Source organism: Bacillus sp. JJ1533 (genome assembly GCF_036965045.1).
Taxonomy (GTDB): Bacteria; Bacillota; Bacilli; order Bacillales; family Bacillaceae_L; genus Ferdinandcohnia.
Map to the genome: position 1 here is coordinate 67,400 of NZ_JBALOV010000035.1, position 22,053 is coordinate 89,452.

The following is a 22,053-nucleotide window of genomic DNA, read 5'->3' on the forward strand; positions in this document are numbered from 1 at the left end:
ATAGTTTTTAAATATGTATTACAGTGTAATGAAAATAAAATATTGTAAAATATTTTTTGTCAAAATTCTTTCTTTTTTTCGAGAAAATTGAATTAATTGTTTGGATATCAAGGATTTGTGTCAAAAACTGCAATTATTTAACGAACGATTCATACCCATATGAATCTAAGAACTTGATAAAATGATGGTACTTGTACAAAGCTAGCAAGGAAAGGATGATTTTTTGAGCAAGCGAATCGTACTACTACTCATTGTCATTAGTTTAATCGGACTCGTTACTGTTCCAACGGCTACAGCATCATCTAATCAACCACTAACAAAAAAGCAAGTGTTTACACTGCTACAGGAAGCTTTTAAGGCACAATCTTCATTAACTTTAGAATTTCGCACCTATGATGAGGCCCGGCAAATCCTCGCTCCATATTTTCATGAGGACTATACAGCCGCTTTTTTAGAGGAGAATTTGATGAAGGAAGAAGAGGGGTATATTGTATACGGTTCAGATTTTGCCATCTACTTTGTTCCGTTTTATTCCTATACAGATGAAACGAAGATAGTATTTGATCAGGAAGAAAACAAAATCTTTGTTTATGAATTATTTACAACTCCTGAATCAGGACCCGTTTCATATCAAGATCATTATGAGGTTATCACACTTGAAAAAATAAACTCACATTGGAAAATCACAAATTTAGCCATGGAAGATGATCCTCCTTCCGTAACGAATAAAGCCACAAAGCGTAGGGAAACGTCTAAAAACAATCATTCATTCTTGACCTGGAATCCGTTTAAAACGACGATTTATTCCTTGCTTGAAATGGACAATCTTACCCCGGTAAAAGCAGGTTGCTTCAAAGAAATCTTTTAATCCATAAAAAATAGAAATCCCATGGGATTTCTATTTTGCTTTAAGCATCGAATCGACAATTCCCATCGCACAAATATCAAGATCCAGCTCAATTATGTCGTATACTTCATGATCTCTAGGCACATCATGTTCATCAAGGAAGGTTGTAACCTCTTGTAAAATCAGCTTCTTGATCATATCTTTTTTCTCACTTGAGTTTGCTAACGGAAGTTCGGCAAATGTTTGTTTCCCCGCATTCACAAAGATAGGCAACCAATAAGAAAGCTGTTTAAATACCTCTTCCACATTCGTTGTCATCCCATAATGACCAAAATAAATCGATGATACGTGTAGTGCTTTTATTTTTTCAGCAGATTCTAACATTGCGTTCGGGCGGAATTGATTGGGTGTTGTCGAAGGTAAAAAGAGCTCAATGTCATCTTTTACAAGCTCATGATAATAAATACAGATTGTGTCCCCTGTAAAAATACCGTTACTCACAGGATCGTAAATACTAAAGTGATGATTAGCGTGCCCAGGCGAATCATAAAAAACAAGTGTACAATTTGGCCCAATTGTAAGCTCGGACTGATCTTCTTTCACGATTAGTTTTTCCTCAGGGATTGGTATGATGGGATCAAACAAAGAATCAAAGCTCTCCCCATATACAGCTTTTGCACCTGCAATTAAACGGCTTGGATCAGCTAAATGCCTAGCTCCCTTTGGATGAACAACCACCTTTGCATTCGGACAATGCTGTAAGAGGAGTCCAGCACCTCCTGCATGGTCTAAATGAATATGAGTTACGATAATATACTCGACATCATTTGGATGTATGTCGAGTGCTTTTAACCCGTTTAAAATGTAGGGAATAGACGGACTTGCACTTGTTTCGACAATCGTTATTTTTTCCTCTTTAATTATGTAAGAACCCGTTCTTGCTTTCCTCCCCAAATCATGTGCATCTATTAAAAATATTCGGTCATTTAGCTGTGTATAATTTGCTATAATCTCCACCCCATTTTTTTATTGTTAAGTGACTAATTTTATTGTATTGTTACATAGTAGTTATGTAAAGGTATTGATTACAATATTCTGATAATATTACTCCGTTCGAAAAAATGTGGATAGAAGAATGGATATTGCTCAATCCTAAAAGAAGGTCATGTTTATGAAAGGAGAGGCACGAATGTCACAATTGCAAGGAATTATATCTCGCCTTATAAGCCTTCAGGAAAATGCAAATGGTGGGGAGCCCCCTCAACGTTTTTTTGAAGTAAATGGTGAAAGAAAGTGCAGTGTTAAATATTTCAACAAAACAAGTACTTTTGAACTTGAAGTATATCAGCAAGGGGAAAAGCCAAAAACATATCAATTCGACAATATTGACATGATCGCAATTGAAATTTTTGACTTAATTAATTAGTCAATTTGTAAAGGTTCGGCAGATCGCCGGACCTTTTTCTCCCTAATAAAATCCTTCACAGCAATCTCTGTTAAATAATACAAGTTCTCTACATAAAATTATGGTAAGATAAAGGAGGAGCATTAATAATAATAAACTGGTAATATATGAAAAATAATTACGATGTGAGGTTGTGAGGCTTACATGTTTGGTCTTCAGAGTGAAAATTTATTTGAAATAACGATTAAAAACATGCTAATTCCAGCAGATAAAGTTGCTCATGTTCAAATCGGAAATAGTTTAGAGCACGCACTTTTAGTCCTTACGAAAACAGGATATACCGCAGTTCCAGTATTAGACCCAAAGTATAAGTTACATGGATTAATTAGTTCAACCCATATCCTAGACTCAATCCTCGGATTAGAACGAATTGAATTTGAGCGTCTGGAGAAAATGAAGGTTGAAGAAGTAATGAACAGGGAAATTCCTCGATTGAACTATAATGACAACGTTTTAAAAGGCCTTCATTTAGTCATTGATAACCCTTTTGTTTGTGTGGAAAATGATGAGTTCGTATTTGAAGGGATTTTTACCCGTCGAGCCATCTTAAAACAATTGAATAAACAACTAAAAATTAAATAGTAATCCAATCCTCCATGGTTAAAATGGAGGTTTTTTCGGTTAATAATGAAATTAAGTTATTTATAAACTATACTATAAGTAAAACTAGCCTCTAGGTTAGGGAGGAACAAGTGTGCAATTTTCCGAATTTCAACTATTAGTTGTACTTGCATCTGAATTAAATATGAGAAAAGCTTCAGAACGCTTATTTGTGACACAGCCAGCATTATCTCAACGTCTTCAAACGATTGAAAAAGCATGGAATACTAAAATTTTTATTCGTTCCCAAAAAGGGTTAACCCCTACACCCGCGGGAGAGAAAATTATTGATTTTGCTAAAGAAGTTGTAGAAAAAGAAGAAAAAATAAGGGAGCAGCTTCAGGGCTTAAATCAAGAAGTGCACGGGACGCTTAAAATTGCGTGTGCGTCGATTATTGGACAGAATTGGCTTCCGAAGGTTTTAAAAAAATATGTAAACAAATACCCGCATGCAAGAATATCATTAATCACGGGGTGGAGTAGCGAAATTCTAAAAAACCTCTATGATGATACTGTCCATATTGGAATCATTCGCGGTAAGCCCGATTGGAAGGGTGTAAAACACCATTTATTAACCGATACGATGTATATGGTGGATAAAGAAATCCAAAAAATTGAACAAGTATGGGAAACCGATCGACCGTTTATCCAATTTAAAAGTGACTCAACCTATTATCAAGAGATCCAAGAATGGTGGCATCGTACTTTCCAGTCAACACCACGCCGAACCATTGTGGTTGATCAAATCGAAACATGTAAACAGATGACCTTAAATGGAATTGGATACGCTATTTTACCATCTGTCACATTAAATGATGAAGAAACGAAAAATATCTATAAAATTCCATTAATGAATGAAAACAATGAACCAATGAAACGAGATACTTGGCTCGTTGGATATGATTATGCATTCGAGCTTAAACAAGTCCAAGCGTTTGTCGAGATGATTAAGGAGAATTTTGATACATTGTAATTTAGTCTTTCTACGTCTAGTTCCAGCGCCTAGCCCCTCGAGGTCATAAACCAATCCGTCAATAAGGTCAAAGTGCAACCTTCTTGCCGTCTTGTCTTATGCTTGTCGGACTTGCACAGGAAGTGCTGACATCGACGTTTGCCACAGGACGTGACAGTAGTTAGCGATGTTCCCCTTCAAGGCGCTTGCACATTTGTTCATATGTGTAGAATAATCACAGACTGATTGTGACAAATTACATATATGAGGAGGTGGATGATTAATGGCGAAAATTGGAGTTGAAGGCTCTCTAACAAATGTTCAGCAGGCTCTTCAAGAAAAGGGCTATGAAGTTGTTCAGCTAAAACAAGAAAGTGATGCACAAAACTGTGACGCATGCGTTGTTACAGGTTTAGATTCGAATGTGATGGGTATGGCTGATACTGTTATGAAAGGGCCTGTTATCGAAGCAAACGGCCTATCTGCTGACGAGGTTTGTCAAGAACTGGAGAGTCGTTTAGGACAAGCGTAAATAATAATAGACGAAACCGGGACTAGGTACATCACCTAGTCTTTTTTTAGTGGACAAGACCTCGTTCAATTTTGACTTGGTCTTGTTTTTCTCTTTTTTAGAAAAAATTTAACATTTTCAGAAAATGCACTAGTAATTTATTTCGAAAACCGATATATTATATGTTACGTAGTTTTTTAACATTTTTTAACGTTTTTCGGAACATCAAGGGGGGAATTTGATGGAAACATTTAAGAAATTAAAAGGGTTTTATTGGCCATATCGCAAGTATTTTTTCTGGTCTTTATTTGCCATGATTTTCGTGACAGGGATTACGGTTGTGTACCCAATCGTCCTTCAGTTAACAATTGATGAAGTTTTTCGAGCGGGTAATTATCAGCTTGTTCCATATCTTGCTCTAGGTTTCATTGCGATTATGGTGATAAAGGGGTTAGCAACTTATTTCAACCAATATCTTGGCGATTTATTTGGAATAACCGCTGTATATAAGGTGAGAAATGCATTATATGAAAAGCTTCAACGGTTATCATTTAGCTATTATGACAATGCGAAAACAGGGGATCTCATGTCTCGCTTAACAGCTGACGTTGAGGGGATTCGATTCTTTCTATCCTTTGGATTTGCAGAATTGCTTCGTTTCACACTTTTAATTGTATTTAGTTTAATGGTCATGTTTTCTTATTCAGTTCCATTAACTTTAGTCACAATTATGGCATTACCATTCTTAGCTATTGTTGTCTATCGCTTTGACAAGCGTGTCCACCCGGCTTTTCGAAAGGTTCGAAAAACTTTTGGTCGCTTGAATACAAATGTTCAGGAAAATATAAGCGGAATAAATACAGTTAAATCATTATCACGTGAAGATTTTCAAATCAATAAATTTAATCGCTCCAATGAAGGCTATCGAGACGTATCCCTAGCGACTTCAGAGATTTGGGCAAAGTTCTTCCCATTGATGGAGTTTATCGGTAATGTCTGTGTTGTTGCGCTTTTATCATATGGAGGATATTTAGTAATCGATGGTGCAGTTTCACACGGTGAACTTGTCGCCTTTTTTAGTTTAGTATGGTATCTACTTAATCCAATCATGAACCTTGGTTTTATTATTAACATGTTTTCACAAGCAAAAGCTTCAGGGGAACGCCTTTTAGAAATTCTTGAAGCCGATGAAAAGATTGTGGATCAAAATGAGGTTATTTCGAAAGAAAAATTACAAGGTCATGTTGAGTTTAAAGATGTCACGTTAAAATATACCGAGGAGGATGAGGCAGCTCTTGAATCAATTTCATTTACAGTCGAGCCAGGAAAAACCGTCGGCTTAATAGGCGCTACCGGTTCAGGAAAAACGAGCATTACTCAGCTTATGACGAGATTTTATGAGCCTGTCAAAGGTAATGTATTGATTGATGGGCGAGATGTTACGGATTATTCCATTCAAACCTTGCGAAGCAATATTGGCTTTGTGATGCAGGAATCTTTTTTGTTCTCTTCGACAATTCGTGCAAATATTGCCTACGGTAGACCAAATGCATCCATGGAAGAAATTATTGATGCAGCAAAACGCGCTCAAGCCCACGATTTCATCATGGAGCTTCCTAAGGGCTATGATACGATGCTAGGTGAACGCGGAATGGGACTATCGGGAGGTCAGAAGCAACGAATCGCCATTGCCAGGTCGCTCTGTATTGATCCGAGTATTTTAATACTTGATGATGCTACAAGTGCGGTGGATATGGAAACGGAATTTAAAATCCAGCAAGACTTAAAGGAAGTTATGAAAGGGCGGACAACATTTATCATCGCTCACCGAATTTCTTCCTTGAAGCATGCTGATGAAATCCTAGTATTGGAAAATGGAGTCATCGTGGAACGTGGAACCCACGAAGAATTATTGAAAAATGAAGGACCTTATCAACGAATATATGAAATTCAATATAAGGATCAAAAAGTGGTCCTTCAGCCACAAGTCGGATAGGTAGGTGAGAAAGAATGACACAGGAAGAAAAACAAGATATCAAACATCGCTTCCATTATTCGACCGATCAAGCGATTGAAAAACCGTTTAACTGGAAGCAAATGCTTAGATTACTAGCGTATATGAAACCATATACGAAGAATCTATTGCCACTAGCCATTATCATGGTGCTACTTACAACTGCTGTTCGATTAATCGCACCTATTTTGATCGGTAAGTATACGATTGACCATGCGATTGCGAATCAAGATACGAATTTATTAATTATATTAGTATTTACAATTGCAGGCTTATATGGAATCAATTATGTCGCAAATATTTTTAGAATCAAATGGACCAATATGCTAGGCCAAAATATTATTTATGATTTACGAAAGCATCTTTTTTCGCATGTCCAAGGACTTTCACATCGCTTCTTTGATAAGCGTTCAGCGGGTTCGATATTGGTTCGTATCCTTAATGATGTAAACTCTCTTCAAGAATTATTTACGAATGGGGTTATTAATCTATTAATGGATTTTGTTTTGTTATTTGGAGTTATTTTTATTCTCTTTGGATTAAGTCCAAAGCTTACATTGGCAATCTTAATTATCCTGCCACTCATGGTCTTAATCACAACAAAATTAAGAAGAAATATCAGAAGATCATGGCAGACGGTAAGAATCAAACAATCCATGCTTAACTCGCATTTGAATGAAAGCATACAAGGGGTAAGAGTAACACAGGCTTTTACCCAGGAACGTGAAAATATCGAGTTCTTCGATGGGATTAACAATGAAAACTTTGAAAGTTGGAGAGGTGCGACCCAGAAAAATGCCATGTTCCGACCGTTTGTTGAAATGACAAATGCGGTTGGAACAGCAATTCTCATTTGGTTCGGGGCAATGCTAATTCAGGATGAAGGCTTAACTGTTGGGGTTTTCGTTTCTTTTGCCTTTTACCTGGGGATGTTCTGGGAGCCTATTTCACGTCTGGGTCAAGTGTATAATCAACTATTAGTAGGGATGGCTTCTTCTGAGCGTATTTTTGAATTTATTGATGAAAAGCCAATCGTCGACGAAAAGGATAACGCAATTCAGCTAACTGATATGAAAGGGAAGGTTGAATTTGATAAGGTTGAATTTTCGTATGATGATAACCGTAAAGCCTTAAAAGGTATTTCCTTAACCATGGAAGCTGGCCAAACAGTCGCGCTTGTCGGTCATACTGGTTCAGGTAAAACGACGATAGCCAACTTAATTAGTCGCTTTTATGATGCAACAAGTGGAGAAGTTCGAATTGATGGAATCGATATTAAGGAATTGTCGCTTCAAAGTGTCCGGTCCCAAATTAGTGTCGTACTTCAGGATACCTTCATTTTCTCGGGTACAATCAAAGAAAATATTCGGTTTGGCCGACCTGATGCAACAGATGAAGAGGTAATATCTGCGGCAAAGGCAGTTGGTGCTCATCAGTTTATTGAACGGCTTATTAATGGATATGATACAGAAGTGGAAGAGAGAGGAAATATCCTATCCGTCGGTGAACGACAGTTATTATCCTTTGCCCGCGCACTTCTGGCCGATCCGAAAATATTAATACTAGATGAAGCGACGGCAAGTATTGATACCGAAACAGAAGTGAAAATCCAACAGGCCTTAAAACGGTTATTAAAAAATCGGACAGCAATCATCATTGCCCATAGACTTTCAACAATTCGTGAAGCAGATCAAATTTTCGTTCTCGATCATGGTGAAATAATTGAACAAGGTAATCATGATGAACTAATGAGACAGCGAGGAGAATATTTCGGTTTAGTCAAGGCGCAATTTAAAATGCTTGATGCTATTTAACGTATAGAATGAAAGAATGAAAGGACTGCTCCATTTGTCCTTTCATTTTTTTATGTCTATTATAAGGATGTTAAGGTGTTCCACATTAGTAATTAGTTGTGTTACAATCAAATGTATCATCAAATTGGTGGGGGAATAGTAGTGAATAAAAAGGAATTTGCGGTTATTGGTCTTGGTCGTTTCGGAGGAAGCATTTGCCGCGCATTGAGTGAAGAAGGCATGGAAGTTATGGCCATGGACATTGATGAAGATAGAGTGAATGAATATTCGACAATTGCTTCTCATGCGGTTGTTGGTGATTCCACGGATGAATCGGTTCTAAAAAGCATTGGGATTCGCAATTTTGACCTTGTTATAGTGGCTATTGGGGATAACTTGAAGGCGAGTATTTTAACAACCATTATCCTAAAGGAATTAGGGGTTAAACAGATTTGGGTAAAAGCGCAGAATGATTATCATGAAAAAATCTTAAGTAAAATTGGAGCAGATCGCATTGTCCATCCAGAACGGGATATGGGAAAACGAATTGCCCACAATATCATTTCAAATAATGTCTTAGATTATTTGGAGCTTTCAGATGAGCATAGTATCATTGAAATTGTAGCAGGGAAGAAAATTGATGGGAAGTCTTTAATTGAATTAGATGTCCGCGCCAAATATGGGGTAACCATTGTTGCGATGAAAAGAGGAAAGAATATCATTGTATCTCCACAAGCAAGCGAGCAAATTCATAAAGGAGATATTCTCATTATGATCGGAGCGGATACAGACATCAGCCGTTTCGAAAAAAATCTAATCGAAGAATAAAACGTCTCGTATGAGGCGTTCTTTTTTTATGGGGTTTTTAAGGATAGTTAACCAGGTTTATGGCTTTTTCAGTCCATTAAAAAACCCACTGAGAAAGCCTCAGTGGGTAATCAACATTGAATAGAAGGGTGTCTATCTTATACCTCCATAATGATTGGTAAAATCATTGGACGGCGTTTTGTTTTTTCATATAAGAACGGCGCAAGCGTATCAGTGATTTCATTCTTAATCTCAGACCACTGAGTTGTACGACGCTCCATTACTTTATTTAAATGCTTCGAAATTAAGCTTTGTGCATCATTAATTAAATCGCCAGATTCACGCATATACACAAATCCACGTGAAATTAAATCTGGTCCTGCAGCAATCTTAAAGTCCTTCATATTAATACTAACTACTACAATTACCAGACCTTCTTCAGAAAGAATACGGCGGTCGCGCAATACAATATTTCCAATATCACCGACTCCGCTACCATCAATATACACATTACCAGATGGAATCTTACCAGCTATAGACGCTTCATCATCACCTAAGGCAAGAACCTCACCATTATCCATAATAAAGCAATTTTCCTCTAATACACCACAATCAACCGCAGATTTTGCATGTGTGATTTGCATACGATATTCGCCGTGAATGGGCATGAAGTATTTTGGTTGCATGAGGCGAAGCATTAATTTTTGCTCTTCTTGGCCTCCGTGACCTGACGTATGGATGTTGCTTAGTGGTCCGTGAATTACATCGGCTCCGGCACGGTAAAGCATATTAATGATTCGACTCACACTTAGTGTATTCCCTGGGATAGGGGAAGATGAAAATACGACTGTATCATTAGGAATGATTTGAATTTGTCGATGTGTACCGTTTGCAATTCTTGAAAGAGCAGCCATTGGTTCACCTTGGCTTCCTGTACAGAGAATAACCACTTTATTAGCAGGAAGACGGTTAATTTGATTTGCATCCACAAAAGTGTCTTTCGGACACTGAATATAACCTAGATCATAGCCAATAGTGATGGCTGATTCCATACTTCTTCCGAAAACCGCAATTTTTCGATCGTTTTGAACAGCCGCTTCAACAACTTGTTGAAGGCGATGAATATTAGATGCGAAAGTAGCGAAAATAATTCGACCATCAACCGTACGGAAAATATCCTGAATACTTTCGCCAACTCGTCGTTCCGACATTGTGAAATTAGGTATTTCAGCATTCGTACTATCAGACAGTAGACATAGAACCCCTTCTTTGCCGATTTCTGCCATCTTTTGAAGGTTTGCAGGCTCTCCAACAGGTGTGAAGTCAAACTTGAAATCTCCTGTATGTACGATCTGTCCTGGAGGAGTCTTGACTACAATTCCATATGAATCAGGAATACTATGTGTTGTTCTGAAAAAAGTAACCGATGTTTTACGGAACTTTATGATGTCTTCTTCTTTAATCTCAATTAGCTTAGCCTGACGAAGTAGACCGTGCTCTTCTAGTTTGTTTTTAATTAAACCTAAGGCAAGCTTTCCTCCGTAGATAGGTACATTAATTTCACGAAGTAAATAAGGAATACCACCAATATGGTCTTCATGGCCGTGAGTGATAAATAACCCTTTAATCTTTTCTTCGTTCTTAACAAGGTAGCTGTAATCCGGAATCACATAGTCGATTCCCAACAGCTCGTCCTCTGGAAACTTAATTCCAGCATCGATCAGGATAATTTCATCCTGAAACTGTACGCCATAAGTGTTTTTACCAATTTCCCCGAGTCCACCTAAGGCGAAAACAGCTGTTTGATCGTTCTTAACAAATTTCATAATTCATCAAATCTCCAATACTTTATAATCTTCATTTAGTTTTTCATATTCAAGATAGGCCCCTTCCACCTTTTGAATATATTCAATGTTAATTTTTCGTTCCTTCAATTTTTGACGCACCTCAACTTGTGATTCTGCTTCAATAAACATTGTTTTTGTATTTTCTCTTACAGGAACTTCATAAGCATCTTCTTGGTAGTAAACTTTAAAAATCATTGCCAAATCTCTCCTTAATTTCCGAAAGTTAGAGTAACTTTTTCTATTATATAAAAATATAACATCATTTTCATGTTTTTTCTTACTTTTCCTAAATAAATCTTATTTCCTGTATTGCTCCTAGGTAAAAAGAGGGGGTAATAGAGATGAAGACTAAGACTTTTCGGGTAAGTCGTTTGGATTGAAGTTTAATCACCGTACGCTAAAAATTTATTATAACATTAAAATAAATGATAGTACATAACGAGCCCTTCGAAATCCGAAGGGCTCTATCTTTTTTTTCTTAAATGATCTACGCAATCGACTTCCTTTTTAATAAATCTTGCCACTGCTTTATTATTTTTTTCCGTAACTTTTTTAGCATGACTATCATCTCCTTATTCCTCAGACTTTAAACATTTCAAAAACGATGCACGTGTTAATAAGTTTGTCTATAGTATGCGAATAAAAGGATTTGATTATCATGGAAAAATAATGGAATCTATTTTATAAAAAAGTACCGACATGACCTCGCACATCGATACTCATTCGTTATCTTTCAATTGGGATTGCATTTTCCGGTTCAGCAAAAGGGTCTTCTTCATTAATATGGTCATAAAACATAACTCCATTTAAATGATCAATTTCATGCTGAAAACAAACAGCTGCTAGACCTTTAAGCTCTACAATCACTTCTTCACCCTCTAGATTCGTTCCTTTTACCTTGATTTTTGCATAACGGGGAACGTAGCCTGGTACAACACGGTCAACAGATAAGCAACCTTCTCCAGCTGTCAAATAACTTTTTTTAACAGAATGGCTTATGATCTTTGGATTGAACAAAGCATAGCTATATAGCACATCATCTTCTCTTAAATGTACAGCGATCATGCGTTTAGAGACATTAATTTGTGGTGCTGCAAGCCCAATTCCTGGTCTAAGCCCATATTTTTCAGCTATTTCAGGGTCCTGACTATTTTTTACGTATTCAATGAGTTCTTTTAATATTTTACGGTCTTCTTCAGATGCTGGCAAAGCAACCTCTTTTGCAACCTTCCTTAATGTAGGGTGGCCTTCGCGAATGATATTTTCCATTGTAATCAATGTTATCACTTCCTGTTTCTTGATGCTTTCTGTAGTTTAAGTTTAACAAAGGTTTCATCATTTTAAAATAAAAAGTAGCAAATCTGCCTTGTTCTAAAGCGTGGACAAACACATATATTTAAAAATAAATTTATGTTATGAAAACATCCTATAATATAGTATATTGTAAGTAGCTAAGGGGGAGCAGAATGTGAAAAATAAAATGTTTAAACTTTCATTTGTTTTACTTTTTTTGGTTTTTCTCTTAATGGGGTGTACGGGCGGACCATCACCTGAAGAACAAATTTACAAGACATTAGAAAAAGTGGTCGAAGTTGAAAAGGACTTTGAAGAACAACAAGATCCACTAGTGGAGTTAGAGAAAAAAGAGAAAGAGCTTTATGATAAAATTTTAACTTTAGGTATGAAGGAATTTGATCAAATCGTTACATTATCAAATGAAGCTTTAACCATTGTTGCTGATCGTGAAACAAGAATTAACAATGAACATGAGAGTATCAAAGCATCCAAAAAGGAATTTCAAAAAATTGATTCTTTAATATCCGAGATTAAGGAAGACAGTGTTAAAGAAGAGGCAAATGCTTTGGTATCGCTAATGAAACAGCGCTATGAAAGCTACGAGGAATTGTATTCTTCCTATAATGAAGCAATTCAGCATGATAAAAAATTATATGAAATGTTTCAAAACGAAGAATTAACATTAGAAGAATTGGAACAACAAATTAATCTTATCAATGAAACCTATGAAAAAGTAGTTGCTAAAAATGAAGCATTTAATAAACTTACGGACCAATATAACAAAGCAAAGGTTTCGTTTTATAAAAATGCTGGACTAGAAGTTGTCTTCAAAGAAGAGGAATAATACACATGATGAAAGGGCTGCCATTGTTGGCAGTCCTTTTCTGATGGGCTTTATTAGGGTTCAATGAAAAAAACTTCATGTAAAAATAGCATTTATTGTAGTACAGATGACAAATGTGTATTGGTACAGATTTTTTAAATAACAAATTATGTAAAATATCAAAATGAAGAGGACAAGTTAAAAAACAGTAAACAAACAATTTGACGTGCACCTTTCATTGTTGTACACTTGGAAATGGATAGAGAGCAGTTGTATTAATTGCTTTACTAAAATAATTAATACAGCTTAAATTTAGGCGTCAAAATATCCTTTTCAAGCATTGCTAAACGTCATTAATCAAAAGACTACGTCCAATTGGATAAAAAGTGTCTTTGAAAAGATATATTTTTGGGTAACCTAATGCTGTATGTTTTGTATCATTCATAACTTTGTAAAATGGCTATATCGCCATAATAAAGTTAACGCACCTATGTGGAAGCACGGAGGAGCATATGATTAAAGAAAATAGGGTAAGAAAGGAAGCGAGAAAAGATGGCTGTAAAAGCAAATGTCTTTGATTTACAAGGGCAACTGGATAAAGTTGCTGAAAACTTTCCTATGTTTCAGATCTTAAATGAAGAAGGAGAAGTAGTAAATAAAGCTGCTGTTCCTGATTTAAGTGATGATCAATTAAAAGAATTAATGAGAAGAATGGTCTATACACGAATCCTTGACCAACGTTCTATTTCGTTAAACCGTCAAGGGCGTTTAGGTTTCTATGCTCCAACTGCAGGTCAAGAAGCATCTCAACTTGCATCTCAATTTGCTTTAGAGAAAGAAGATTTTATTTTACCAGGTTACCGTGATGTGCCTCAAATCGTTTGGCACGGCCTACCATTATACCAAGCATTCTTATTCTCACGTGGACATTTTCATGGGAATCAAGCTCCTGAAGGAGTAAATGTACTCTCCCCACAAATCATCATTGGGGCTCAATACATACAATGTGCTGGTGTTGCATTGGGTATGAAAAAGCGTGGCAAGAAATCAGTTGCCATTACTTACACTGGTGACGGTGGAACTTCACAAGGTGATTTCTATGAAGGAATTAACTTTGCGGGAGCATTCAAAGCACCGGCTATATTCGTTGTTCAAAACAACCGTTTTGCTATCTCTACACCTGTTGAGAAACAATCGGCAGCAGCTACACTAGCTCAAAAAGCTGTAGCAGCAGGAATTCCAGGAATTCAAGTTGATGGAATGGATCCACTAGCAGTTTATGTAGCTGTTAAAGAAGCGCGTGAACGTGCCGTTAATGGTGATGGCCCAACATTAATTGAAACAATGACTTACCGTTATGGTCCACATACGATGGCTGGGGATGACCCAACTAGATACCGTACTTCCGAGCTTGATAATGAATGGGAAAAGAAGGATCCACTTGTTCGTTTCCGTAAATATCTTGAAGGAAAAGGTATTTGGAATGAAGAATTAGAAAACCAAGTTATTGAAGAAGCAAAAGAAGATATTAAGAACGCAATCAAAAAAGCGGATGAAACACCAAAACAAAAGGTTACTGACTTAATATCTCATATGTTCGAAGAGCTTCCTCAAAATTTAGAGGAGCAAATGGAAATCTATAAAGCGAAGGAGTCGAAGTAAGCCATGGCGCAAATGACAATGATTCAAGCAATCACTGATGCGTTACGCACAGAATTAAAAAATGACCCAAATGTCTTAGTTTTTGGAGAAGACGTTGGTGTTAACGGCGGTGTGTTCCGTGCTACTGAAGGTCTACAGGCTGAATTCGGTGAAGATCGTGTATTTGATACGCCACTTGCTGAATCAGGAATTGGTGGACTAGCTGTTGGTTTAAGTTTAGAAGGCTTCCGTCCAGTTCCAGAAATTCAGTTCTTTGGATTTGTGTACGAAGTTATGGATTCTATTAGTGGTCAATTAGCACGTATGCGTTATCGTTCAGGTGGCCGTTACACGGCTCCAGTAACAATTCGTTCACCATTTGGTGGAGGTGTACATACACCAGAACTTCACGCAGATAGCCTAGAAGGACTAATTGCTCAACAGCCTGGTGTGAAGGTTGTTATTCCATCAACACCATATGATGCTAAAGGATTATTAATTGCAGCAATTCGTGATAATGACCCTGTTGTATTCCTTGAGCATATGAAACTGTATCGTTCGTTCCGTCAGGAAGTTCCTGAGGGTGAATACACGATTGAACTTGGCAAAGCAGAAGTGAAGCGTGAAGGAACTGATCTTACTATGATTTCTTATGGTGCGATGGTTCATGAATGCTTAAAAGCTGCAACTGAATTAGAAAAAGAGGGTATTTCTGCAGAGGTTATTGACTTACGTACAGTTAGCCCATTAGATATTCCAACAATCATTGCTTCTGTTGAAAAAACAGGACGTGCAATCGTTGTTCAAGAAGCTCAAAAACAAGCTGGTATTGCAGCTAATGTTGTTGCTGAAATCAACGACCGTGCAATCTTAAGTTTAGAGGCTCCAGTATTACGTGTAACTGCTCCTGATACAGTATATCCATTCTCACAAGCAGAATCAGTTTGGTTACCAAACTTCAAGGATGTATTAGAGACAGCTAAGAAAGTAATGAACTTCTAATTATTTTAAAATAATGTAAGGGGACTAATCATCCTAACAAAATGAAAAAGCCTTTGGTGTACGAGCTTAGAGGTATAACACCATAAGTAGAGTCGTACACCAGGGCGTATTTAACTTTATTCAACAGTGACCCCTTTCTTTTTGGGGAACATGAAACTAACTATTAGGAGGCGAAAACCGTGGCATTTGAATTTAAGTTGCCAGATATCGGTGAAGGTATCCATGAAGGTGAAATTGTAAAGTGGTTTGTTAAACCAGGTGATGAAGTAGATGAGGATGACGTACTTTGCGAAGTCCAAAACGATAAAGCTGTAGTAGAAATTCCTTCTCCTGTTAAAGGTAAAGTACTTGAAGTACTTGTAGAAGAAGGGACTGTCGCAATCGTAGGCGATACATTAATTAAGTTTGATGCTCCTGGATATGAGGACATTCAATTTAAGGGTGACGAATCAGAAGAGGCTCCTAAGCAAGAAGCTGAAGCGCAAGCACCAGCTGAGACTGCTCCAGAAGCAACGCAACCTGCTGCAGATGTAGACGAAAACCGTCGTATCATCGCAATGCCATCAGTGCGTAAATATGCACGTGAAAAAGGAATTGATATCAAAAAGGTTGCAGGAAGTGGCGATAATGGTAGAATAATGAAGTCAGATATTGACGCATTCCTTTCTGGTGGTGCAACTGCTGCTCCTGAAAGTACAGTTGCCGAAACATCACAAGCAGCTACCCAAGAGGCGCCAAAAGCTCCTGCAAAACAACCAATTCCAGCTGGTCAGTATCCAGAAACTCGTGAAAAGATGAGTGGTATCCGTAGAGCAATTGCTAAGGCAATGGTTAACTCTAAACATACTGCGCCACATGTTACATTAATGGACGAGGTTGATGTTACAGAATTAGTTGCACATCGTAAGAAATTTAAAGCAGTTGCTGCTGAAAAAGGTATTAAATTAACTTACCTTCCATATGTAGTTAAGGCATTAACATCAGCATTACGTGAATTCCCTGCATTAAATACGTCACTTGATGATGCGACTGATGAAATTATTCATAAGCATTACTTCAATATTGGTATTGCTGCTGATACAGACAGAGGTCTTCTCGTTCCAGTTGTTAAAGATGCAGATCGTAAATCAATGTTCACTATTTCAAATGAGATTAATGAATTAGCAGCTAAGGCTCGCGATGGTAAGCTTGCTCCTGATGAAATGAAAGGTGCATCATGTACAATAAGTAATATTGGGTCAGCAGGCGGTCAATGGTTTACTCCTGTAATTAACCACCCTGAGGTTGCAATCTTAGGAATCGGCCGTATTGCAGAAAAACCGGTTGTGAAAAACGGTGAAATTGTTGTAGCTCCTGTACTAGCTGTATCATTAAGCTTTGATCACCGTATGATTGATGGGGCTACCGCTCAAAACGCACTCAACCAAATTAAACGCTTGTTAAATGACCCACAATTATTATTAATGGAGGCGTAATAAAAAATGGTAGTAGGAGATTTCCCAATCGAAACAGACACAATAGTAATTGGTGCCGGCCCTGGTGGATATGTTGCAGCTATTCGTGCAGCACAACTTGGACAAAAGGTAACTATCGTAGAGAAAGCTACTGTTGGTGGTGTTTGTCTTAACGTTGGATGTATCCCATCTAAGGCATTAATCTCCGCAGGACACCGTTATGAAACAGCTAAAAATTCTGAATCAATGGGAATCAAAGCTGAAAATGTTTCACTTGATTTTTCAAAAGTCCAAGCATTTAAAGATGGTGTTGTCAAGAAATTAACTGGTGGAGTTTCTGGACTTTTAAAAGGTAATAAAGTTGACGTTGTTCAAGGGGAAGCATATTTCGTTGATGCAAACTCTTTACGTGTTATGAGTGAAAACTCTGCACAAACGTACAATTTTAAAAATGCAATTATTGCGACTGGTTCACGTCCAATTGAGATCCCATCATTTAAGTTTTCAAAACGTGTTCTTGATTCAACAGGTGCATTAAATCTTCAAGAAGTACCAGAAAAAATCGTTGTCATCGGCGGCGGTGTAATTGGTCTTGAACTTGGTGGGGCTTATGCAAACTTTGGTTCACAAGTGACAATCCTAGAAGGTGCAGATGACATTCTTCTTGGTTTTGAAAAGCAAATGACTACACTTGTGAAAAAGAACCTAAAGAAAAAAGGTGCGGAAATCATCACTAAGGCATTAGCTAAAGGTGTTGAAGAAACAGAAAATGGTGTAACAGTGAAGTATGAAGCAAAAGGTGAAGAACAATCAATCGATGCAGATTATGTATTCGTAATGGTTGGACGTCGTCCTAATACCGATGAGCTTGGATTAGAGCTTGCAGGTGTTAAAATGAATGAAAGAGGAATCATTGAAATTGATAAACAATGCCGTACGAGCGTAAGTAATATTTACGCAATTGGCGATATTGTTCCCGGACCTCAATTAGCTCATAAAGCTTCATATGAAGGTAAAATTGCGGCAGAAGCAATTGCTGGAGAGTCATCTGAAATTGACTATTTAGGAATTCCTGCTGTTGTATTCTCTGAACCTGAACTTGCTACTGTAGGTTACACAGAACAACAAGCAAAAGACGAAGGCATTGAAATCGTTGCTTCTAAGTTCCCATATGCAGCTAACGGTCGTGCACTTGCTCTTGAGGCAACTGATGGTTTTGTGAAGCTTATTACACGTAAAGAAGATGGTCTTCTAATCGGTGCTCAAGTGGCTGGTGAAAGTGCATCAGATATTATTTCTGAGTTAGGTCTTGCTGTTGAAGCTGGAATGACAGCGGAAGATATTGCAATGACTATTCACGCTCACCCAACACTTGGTGAAATTACAATGGAAGCAGCGGAAGTTGCTCTAGGAACTCCAATTCATATTGTAAAATAATCAACATTAAAAAAATCGCTCCATTTTGGGGCGATTTTTTTGCTGTCCAGTATTAGAAGAGATACAATTTTTTTATTTTGAACTAGTCGAAGAAGATAATATATTTTCTAAAGGAGTGATTATTTCATCTTTGTCCATATTTCCTTCAATTTTTTCAAGCACTTTATCTTGTTGGACAATTAATAATGATGGATATTCCTCAATCTGATATTTTGAATAAAGTCGGTTCTCATTAGAGGAAACAACCTTCATATTTGCAATTTCATTTGGGTATTTATTTTTTAACTCCAGCAATGCATCATAATAGCTACTTTCATTTCGGAGATTTTCCTCATCAGAAAAGAAGATAATTTGTTTTTCATCGGTTTCCGGTATTGGTGGCTGTGCCTTATGCGTGGAACACGAGGAAAGAATAAAAAAAGAAAGTATGATTAGGGTATATGCTTTCATTTTTATAATCACTCTTCCATAAAATAGTCATAATTATAGGCCATTACTGCTAAATTGAATAATACAAAACACCTATTTTTCATTCCAGTTTATTTTATCATGTATTCGAAAAATTCTTTCCAATGTAATCGATTTGTTACATAAATGAAAAATACTACCATCTTTCTGTGCATAATAATTAATATAGTAAAAAAAATATATTAGAAAACAAGCCTAGGCCCACGCAATTATGGGGTCACAAAGACATTGCTGCTTTGAAGCTCCTTACATAATCTTTGTTCCTTTAATACTGGAAAAAGGAGAGTATCTTCATGAAGGTATATGTAATTGGGTTAATTCAAGTGTTAATTTGGAGTGCTTTTTCATTGGTAAAATGGCTATCAGGCTCTGACAGTCTTCTAGCAAGAGGTATCTTATTAATGATTTTTTGTTATTTCGCGTTTTTGATTGCTAACAAAATTGGATTGACACGAAAAGGATCCTTTTTGCTAACAGTCATCTCATTTTTTTGTTTTTTCTCGTTTGAAAAAGTTTTCTGGGCTTTTACATGAAATAGACCACATCCGTAGGATATGGTCTATTGTTATTTTCTATAAAGGTCACAAAAACAGGTTATTTTCTTTTATAAAAGTACATAATGCGTCCATTAAATAGGTGTAATTCACCTTCAAGTTTTTTAGCTAGGAACTTGCAAAATTCGTTTGCTTTTCCTTTATCACCTGCAGTGGAACTTTGAGGCAGGGTGACTTGTATATAGCTATTGCCAGAGTTCTCACCATTTTCGTCTTCCATTGCCTCTTGGCCAACTCCAACTACAATGGCATGGTATTTTGGGTGATCTGATTTTAAGTAAAACCAGTTTTTTTCTTGGTTTAATTCTTTTATTTGATAAGGAAATGCAGCGTCATCATAATCCCAATTGAGCTGTTTACCAGTTTTATCTGTAATGTCTATGTAGTAGCTAAAGAGGTCTTTTACATCGTCAAGTGAAATTTTTTGTGCGTTTGAATTAGGGACAAGCTTTATGTATGCGTTTTCCAAACTTTTCACTCCTACTCCAAAATTATAAATCTTCTAATCTATTTGAATTCACTCCTATTCTAGCATTGAATTGGTAATAGTTACAACTTCAGATTAATGTAGTCCTTGATTTATGTAATTTGTTTAGATTTATGATAATAATTCGTAAAAAAAATTCAAAGTGTTATACAATTAACCATTGACGAAATAAATGTGACATACTATTATATAAATAACATAACATAAAACGTTTTCAATTTGAGTTGAAGGAAATCTACTTTTCGAAAGGGGCTTTGAATAATGGGTACAATCATCTGTCAAGCTTGCAACGAGACAATCGAGCACTTTGAATACGAGAAGGTCACAACACTTTATTCAACATGCGACCACTGCGATTGCCATCACGAAGAAAACTAACTGGACTTAATAAACAATATGAAAAAAGCATGCAGAATTTGCATGCTTTCTTTTTGATTTAACGAATTGCTTTATGTTCTTTGATGACACGAAGCAATTTTAGCTCATAATCCTCAGGTCCTTGTACAGGAAGGCCAGCCTCTATATTTGTTTGAATATAGGTTAAGTTCTCTTCGCTAATGATTTCACCTGGAATAAAGATCGGTATTCCTGGCGGGTATACCATCACGAATTCTGCTATAACACGACCTGCAGATTCTTCAAATGACACAACTTCTGTTTCAGAATAAAATGCATCTCTGGGTGACAAAGCAAGAACAGGAATATCTGGCAGTAATACTTCAGGAACCATTCTTGATCCTGAAAGATGAGATACCTCGTCAGACAGATTAGCTAGTGCCTTAATTAGTAATTCAGCCTCTGTTTTGGAATCGCCAGGCGTCACAATACATAAGATGTTATAGAGGTCGGACATCTCTACTTCAATGTTGTATTTTTCACGCAGCCAAGTTTCTGCGTCAGATCCTGTAATGCCGAGGTCTTTTACTGAAATGATTAATTTTGTTGGATCAAAATCAAATGTTGCCTTAGAGCCTAAAATTTCTCGACCAACACAATATAATTTTTCAATTTCATTGATGCTGTCGCGCATATAGTTAGCTAATTTAATGGTTTCTTCAATCAGGTCGTGTCCTTCTGTGACTAAACGTTTTCTCGCAACGTCTAAAGAAGCCAGTAATAAATAAGAGGTAGAAGTTGTGGTGAGCATACTTAAAATCGATTGCACCCTGTTAGCTGATACTAAACCTTCTTTTACATTTAAAATAGAGCTTTGTGTCATTGACCCGCCAAGTTTGTGGACGCTAGTAGCAGCCATGTCCGCACCAGCCTGCATGGCAGAAAGAGGAAGCTCTTCATGGAAGTGAATATGAACACCATGTGCTTCATCAACAAGGACGGGAACATCATAGGAATGAGCAATATCGACAATTCTTTTTAGGTCTGCAGCTATCCCGAAGTAAGTTGGATTTATAACAAGCAATCCCTTTGCATCAGGGTGCTGTTCAAGTGCCTTTTCAACTGAATCTGTTGTAATTCCATGTGAAATACCTAATTGATTATCGATTTCTGGGTGAATGAAAATAGGAACTGCACCCGAAAAAACAATGGCAGACATGACAGATTTATGCACGTTTCTAGGTACAATGATTTTATCTCCAGGGCCACAGACAGCCATTACCATTGTCATGATAGCCCCACTGGTACCTTGAACTGAAAAAAATGTGTGATCTGCACCAAAAGCTTCTGCAGCAAGGTCTTGTGCTTGCTTAATGATGCCTTTAGGCTGATGGAGATCATCTAAAGGTCCGATATTGATTAAATCGATGGAAAGGGCATTATCACCGATAAAGTTTCGAAATTCAGGATCAATTCCAGCTCCTTTTTTATGACCAGGAATATGGAATTGGGTTGGATTCTTTTTTGCGTGTTCCACTAGACCAGTAAATAATGGTGTTTCATTTTGTGACAATTGATAACCACACCTCTTTATATAAATTGAATTAATACATGTATTTCAACATAAAACAAGTGAATTATAGCACTTCTCTACCTGTTTGCATATAAAAATATTTCTCTCTTTTAAATTGTCCGGGCTTATAATTATTAAACCTTTTT

At 36.9% G+C, this 22,053-nt stretch carries 22 protein-coding genes; 15 read left to right on the forward strand and 7 right to left on the reverse strand.

What is annotated here, in order from left to right:
• The first annotated feature begins 223 nt into the window (after window positions 1-223).
• Window positions 224-868 (forward strand): DUF3993 domain-containing protein, encoded by a 645-nt coding sequence (locus V7138_RS17925; RefSeq protein ID WP_335399898.1) that lies wholly within the window; start codon window positions 224-226, stop codon window positions 866-868.
• A gap of 30 nt (window positions 869-898) precedes the next feature.
• Here the strand turns inward: V7138_RS17925 and V7138_RS17930 are convergent, their stop codons facing one another.
• The gene (locus tag V7138_RS17930; protein ID WP_335400595.1) at window positions 899-1,855 is read right to left on the reverse strand and encodes an MBL fold metallo-hydrolase; all 957 of its coding nucleotides are present in this window, start codon (window positions 1,853-1,855) and stop codon (window positions 899-901) included.
• Between the two features lie 181 nt (window positions 1,856-2,036).
• On the opposite strand from V7138_RS17930, the gene V7138_RS17935 reads away from it, so the two are divergent.
• From V7138_RS17935 to V7138_RS17965, 7 genes are all read left to right on the forward strand, one after another.
• Window positions 2,037-2,273, forward strand: a complete 237-nt coding sequence (locus tag V7138_RS17935) for a YkuJ family protein (RefSeq protein WP_010282860.1) — start codon at window positions 2,037-2,039, stop codon at window positions 2,271-2,273.
• 183 nt (window positions 2,274-2,456) lie between these two features.
• Complete coding sequence (cbpB, locus tag V7138_RS17940; protein ID WP_335399900.1) at window positions 2,457-2,894, forward strand: cyclic-di-AMP-binding protein CbpB; 438 nt, start codon at window positions 2,457-2,459, stop codon at window positions 2,892-2,894.
• Window positions 2,895-3,006: 112 nt separating this feature from the next.
• Complete coding sequence (locus tag V7138_RS17945; RefSeq protein WP_335399903.1) at window positions 3,007-3,885, forward strand: LysR family transcriptional regulator; 879 nt, start codon at window positions 3,007-3,009, stop codon at window positions 3,883-3,885.
• Window positions 3,886-4,147: 262 nt separating this feature from the next.
• Window positions 4,148-4,396 (forward strand): YkuS family protein, encoded by a 249-nt coding sequence (locus V7138_RS17950; protein WP_335399905.1) that lies wholly within the window; start codon window positions 4,148-4,150, stop codon window positions 4,394-4,396.
• Between the two features lie 220 nt (window positions 4,397-4,616).
• Window positions 4,617-6,371: an ABC transporter ATP-binding protein gene (locus V7138_RS17955; RefSeq protein WP_335399908.1), complete on the forward strand. Its 1,755-nt coding sequence runs from the start codon at window positions 4,617-4,619 to the stop codon at window positions 6,369-6,371.
• 14 nt (window positions 6,372-6,385) lie between these two features.
• On the forward strand, window positions 6,386-8,203 hold the full coding sequence (locus tag V7138_RS17960) for an ABC transporter ATP-binding protein (RefSeq protein ID WP_335399911.1): 1,818 nt from the start codon (window positions 6,386-6,388) through the stop codon (window positions 8,201-8,203).
• Between the two features lie 111 nt (window positions 8,204-8,314).
• Window positions 8,315-9,010: a potassium channel family protein gene (locus tag V7138_RS17965; RefSeq protein WP_335399914.1), complete on the forward strand. Its 696-nt coding sequence runs from the start codon at window positions 8,315-8,317 to the stop codon at window positions 9,008-9,010.
• A gap of 137 nt (window positions 9,011-9,147) precedes the next feature.
• On the opposite strand, the gene rnjA is transcribed toward V7138_RS17965, so the two are convergent.
• The 3 genes from rnjA to def all read right to left on the reverse strand — a co-directional run bounded on the left by rnjA (window position 9,148) and on the right by def (window position 12,114).
• Complete coding sequence (gene rnjA / locus V7138_RS17970; RefSeq protein ID WP_335399918.1) at window positions 9,148-10,815, reverse strand: ribonuclease J1; 1,668 nt, start codon at window positions 10,813-10,815, stop codon at window positions 9,148-9,150.
• Window positions 10,816-10,821: 6 nt separating this feature from the next.
• On the reverse strand, window positions 10,822-11,031 hold the full coding sequence (locus V7138_RS17975; RefSeq protein ID WP_335399921.1) for a DNA-dependent RNA polymerase subunit epsilon: 210 nt from the start codon (window positions 11,029-11,031) through the stop codon (window positions 10,822-10,824).
• Window positions 11,032-11,562: 531 nt separating this feature from the next.
• Entirely contained in the window at window positions 11,563-12,114 is a 552-nt protein-coding gene (def, locus tag V7138_RS17980) for a peptide deformylase (protein ID WP_335399924.1), read from the reverse strand.
• A 190-nt stretch (window positions 12,115-12,304) separates the two neighbouring features.
• Between def and V7138_RS17985 the strand changes: the two genes are divergently transcribed.
• The 5 genes from V7138_RS17985 to lpdA all read left to right on the forward strand — a co-directional run bounded on the left by V7138_RS17985 (window position 12,305) and on the right by lpdA (window position 18,489).
• Complete coding sequence (locus V7138_RS17985) at window positions 12,305-12,976, forward strand: YkyA family protein (protein ID WP_335399926.1); 672 nt, start codon at window positions 12,305-12,307, stop codon at window positions 12,974-12,976.
• Window positions 12,977-13,507: 531 nt separating this feature from the next.
• Window positions 13,508-14,617, forward strand: a complete 1,110-nt coding sequence (pdhA, locus tag V7138_RS17990; protein ID WP_335399929.1) for a pyruvate dehydrogenase (acetyl-transferring) E1 component subunit alpha — start codon at window positions 13,508-13,510, stop codon at window positions 14,615-14,617.
• Between the two features lie 3 nt (window positions 14,618-14,620).
• Window positions 14,621-15,598, forward strand: coding sequence for an alpha-ketoacid dehydrogenase subunit beta (locus V7138_RS17995; protein WP_335399932.1), 978 nt, complete (start codon window positions 14,621-14,623; stop codon window positions 15,596-15,598).
• A 179-nt stretch (window positions 15,599-15,777) separates the two neighbouring features.
• Window positions 15,778-17,073 (forward strand): dihydrolipoamide acetyltransferase family protein, encoded by a 1,296-nt coding sequence (locus V7138_RS18000; protein ID WP_335399935.1) that lies wholly within the window; start codon window positions 15,778-15,780, stop codon window positions 17,071-17,073.
• A gap of 6 nt (window positions 17,074-17,079) precedes the next feature.
• Complete coding sequence (lpdA, locus tag V7138_RS18005) at window positions 17,080-18,489, forward strand: dihydrolipoyl dehydrogenase (RefSeq protein WP_335399938.1); 1,410 nt, start codon at window positions 17,080-17,082, stop codon at window positions 18,487-18,489.
• A gap of 72 nt (window positions 18,490-18,561) precedes the next feature.
• Here the strand turns inward: lpdA and V7138_RS18010 are convergent, their stop codons facing one another.
• Window positions 18,562-18,939, reverse strand: a complete 378-nt coding sequence (locus tag V7138_RS18010; protein ID WP_335399941.1) for a thioredoxin domain-containing protein — start codon at window positions 18,937-18,939, stop codon at window positions 18,562-18,564.
• A gap of 311 nt (window positions 18,940-19,250) precedes the next feature.
• Between V7138_RS18010 and V7138_RS18015 the strand changes: the two genes are divergently transcribed.
• On the forward strand, window positions 19,251-19,490 hold the full coding sequence (locus V7138_RS18015) for a hypothetical protein (RefSeq protein ID WP_335399944.1): 240 nt from the start codon (window positions 19,251-19,253) through the stop codon (window positions 19,488-19,490).
• A gap of 61 nt (window positions 19,491-19,551) precedes the next feature.
• On the opposite strand, the gene V7138_RS18020 is transcribed toward V7138_RS18015, so the two are convergent.
• Window positions 19,552-19,980: a DUF1885 family protein gene (locus V7138_RS18020; RefSeq protein WP_335399947.1), complete on the reverse strand. Its 429-nt coding sequence runs from the start codon at window positions 19,978-19,980 to the stop codon at window positions 19,552-19,554.
• Window positions 19,981-20,259: 279 nt separating this feature from the next.
• Between V7138_RS18020 and V7138_RS18025 the strand changes: the two genes are divergently transcribed.
• The gene (locus V7138_RS18025) at window positions 20,260-20,376 is read left to right on the forward strand and encodes a GapA-binding peptide SR1P (protein ID WP_335399948.1); all 117 of its coding nucleotides are present in this window, start codon (window positions 20,260-20,262) and stop codon (window positions 20,374-20,376) included.
• Between the two features lie 58 nt (window positions 20,377-20,434).
• Here V7138_RS18025 and V7138_RS18030 read toward each other — a convergent pair whose 3' ends face one another.
• Window positions 20,435-21,907, reverse strand: coding sequence for an aminotransferase class I/II-fold pyridoxal phosphate-dependent enzyme (locus tag V7138_RS18030; protein WP_335399949.1), 1,473 nt, complete (start codon window positions 21,905-21,907; stop codon window positions 20,435-20,437).
• Window positions 21,908-22,053 lie beyond the last annotated feature (146 nt).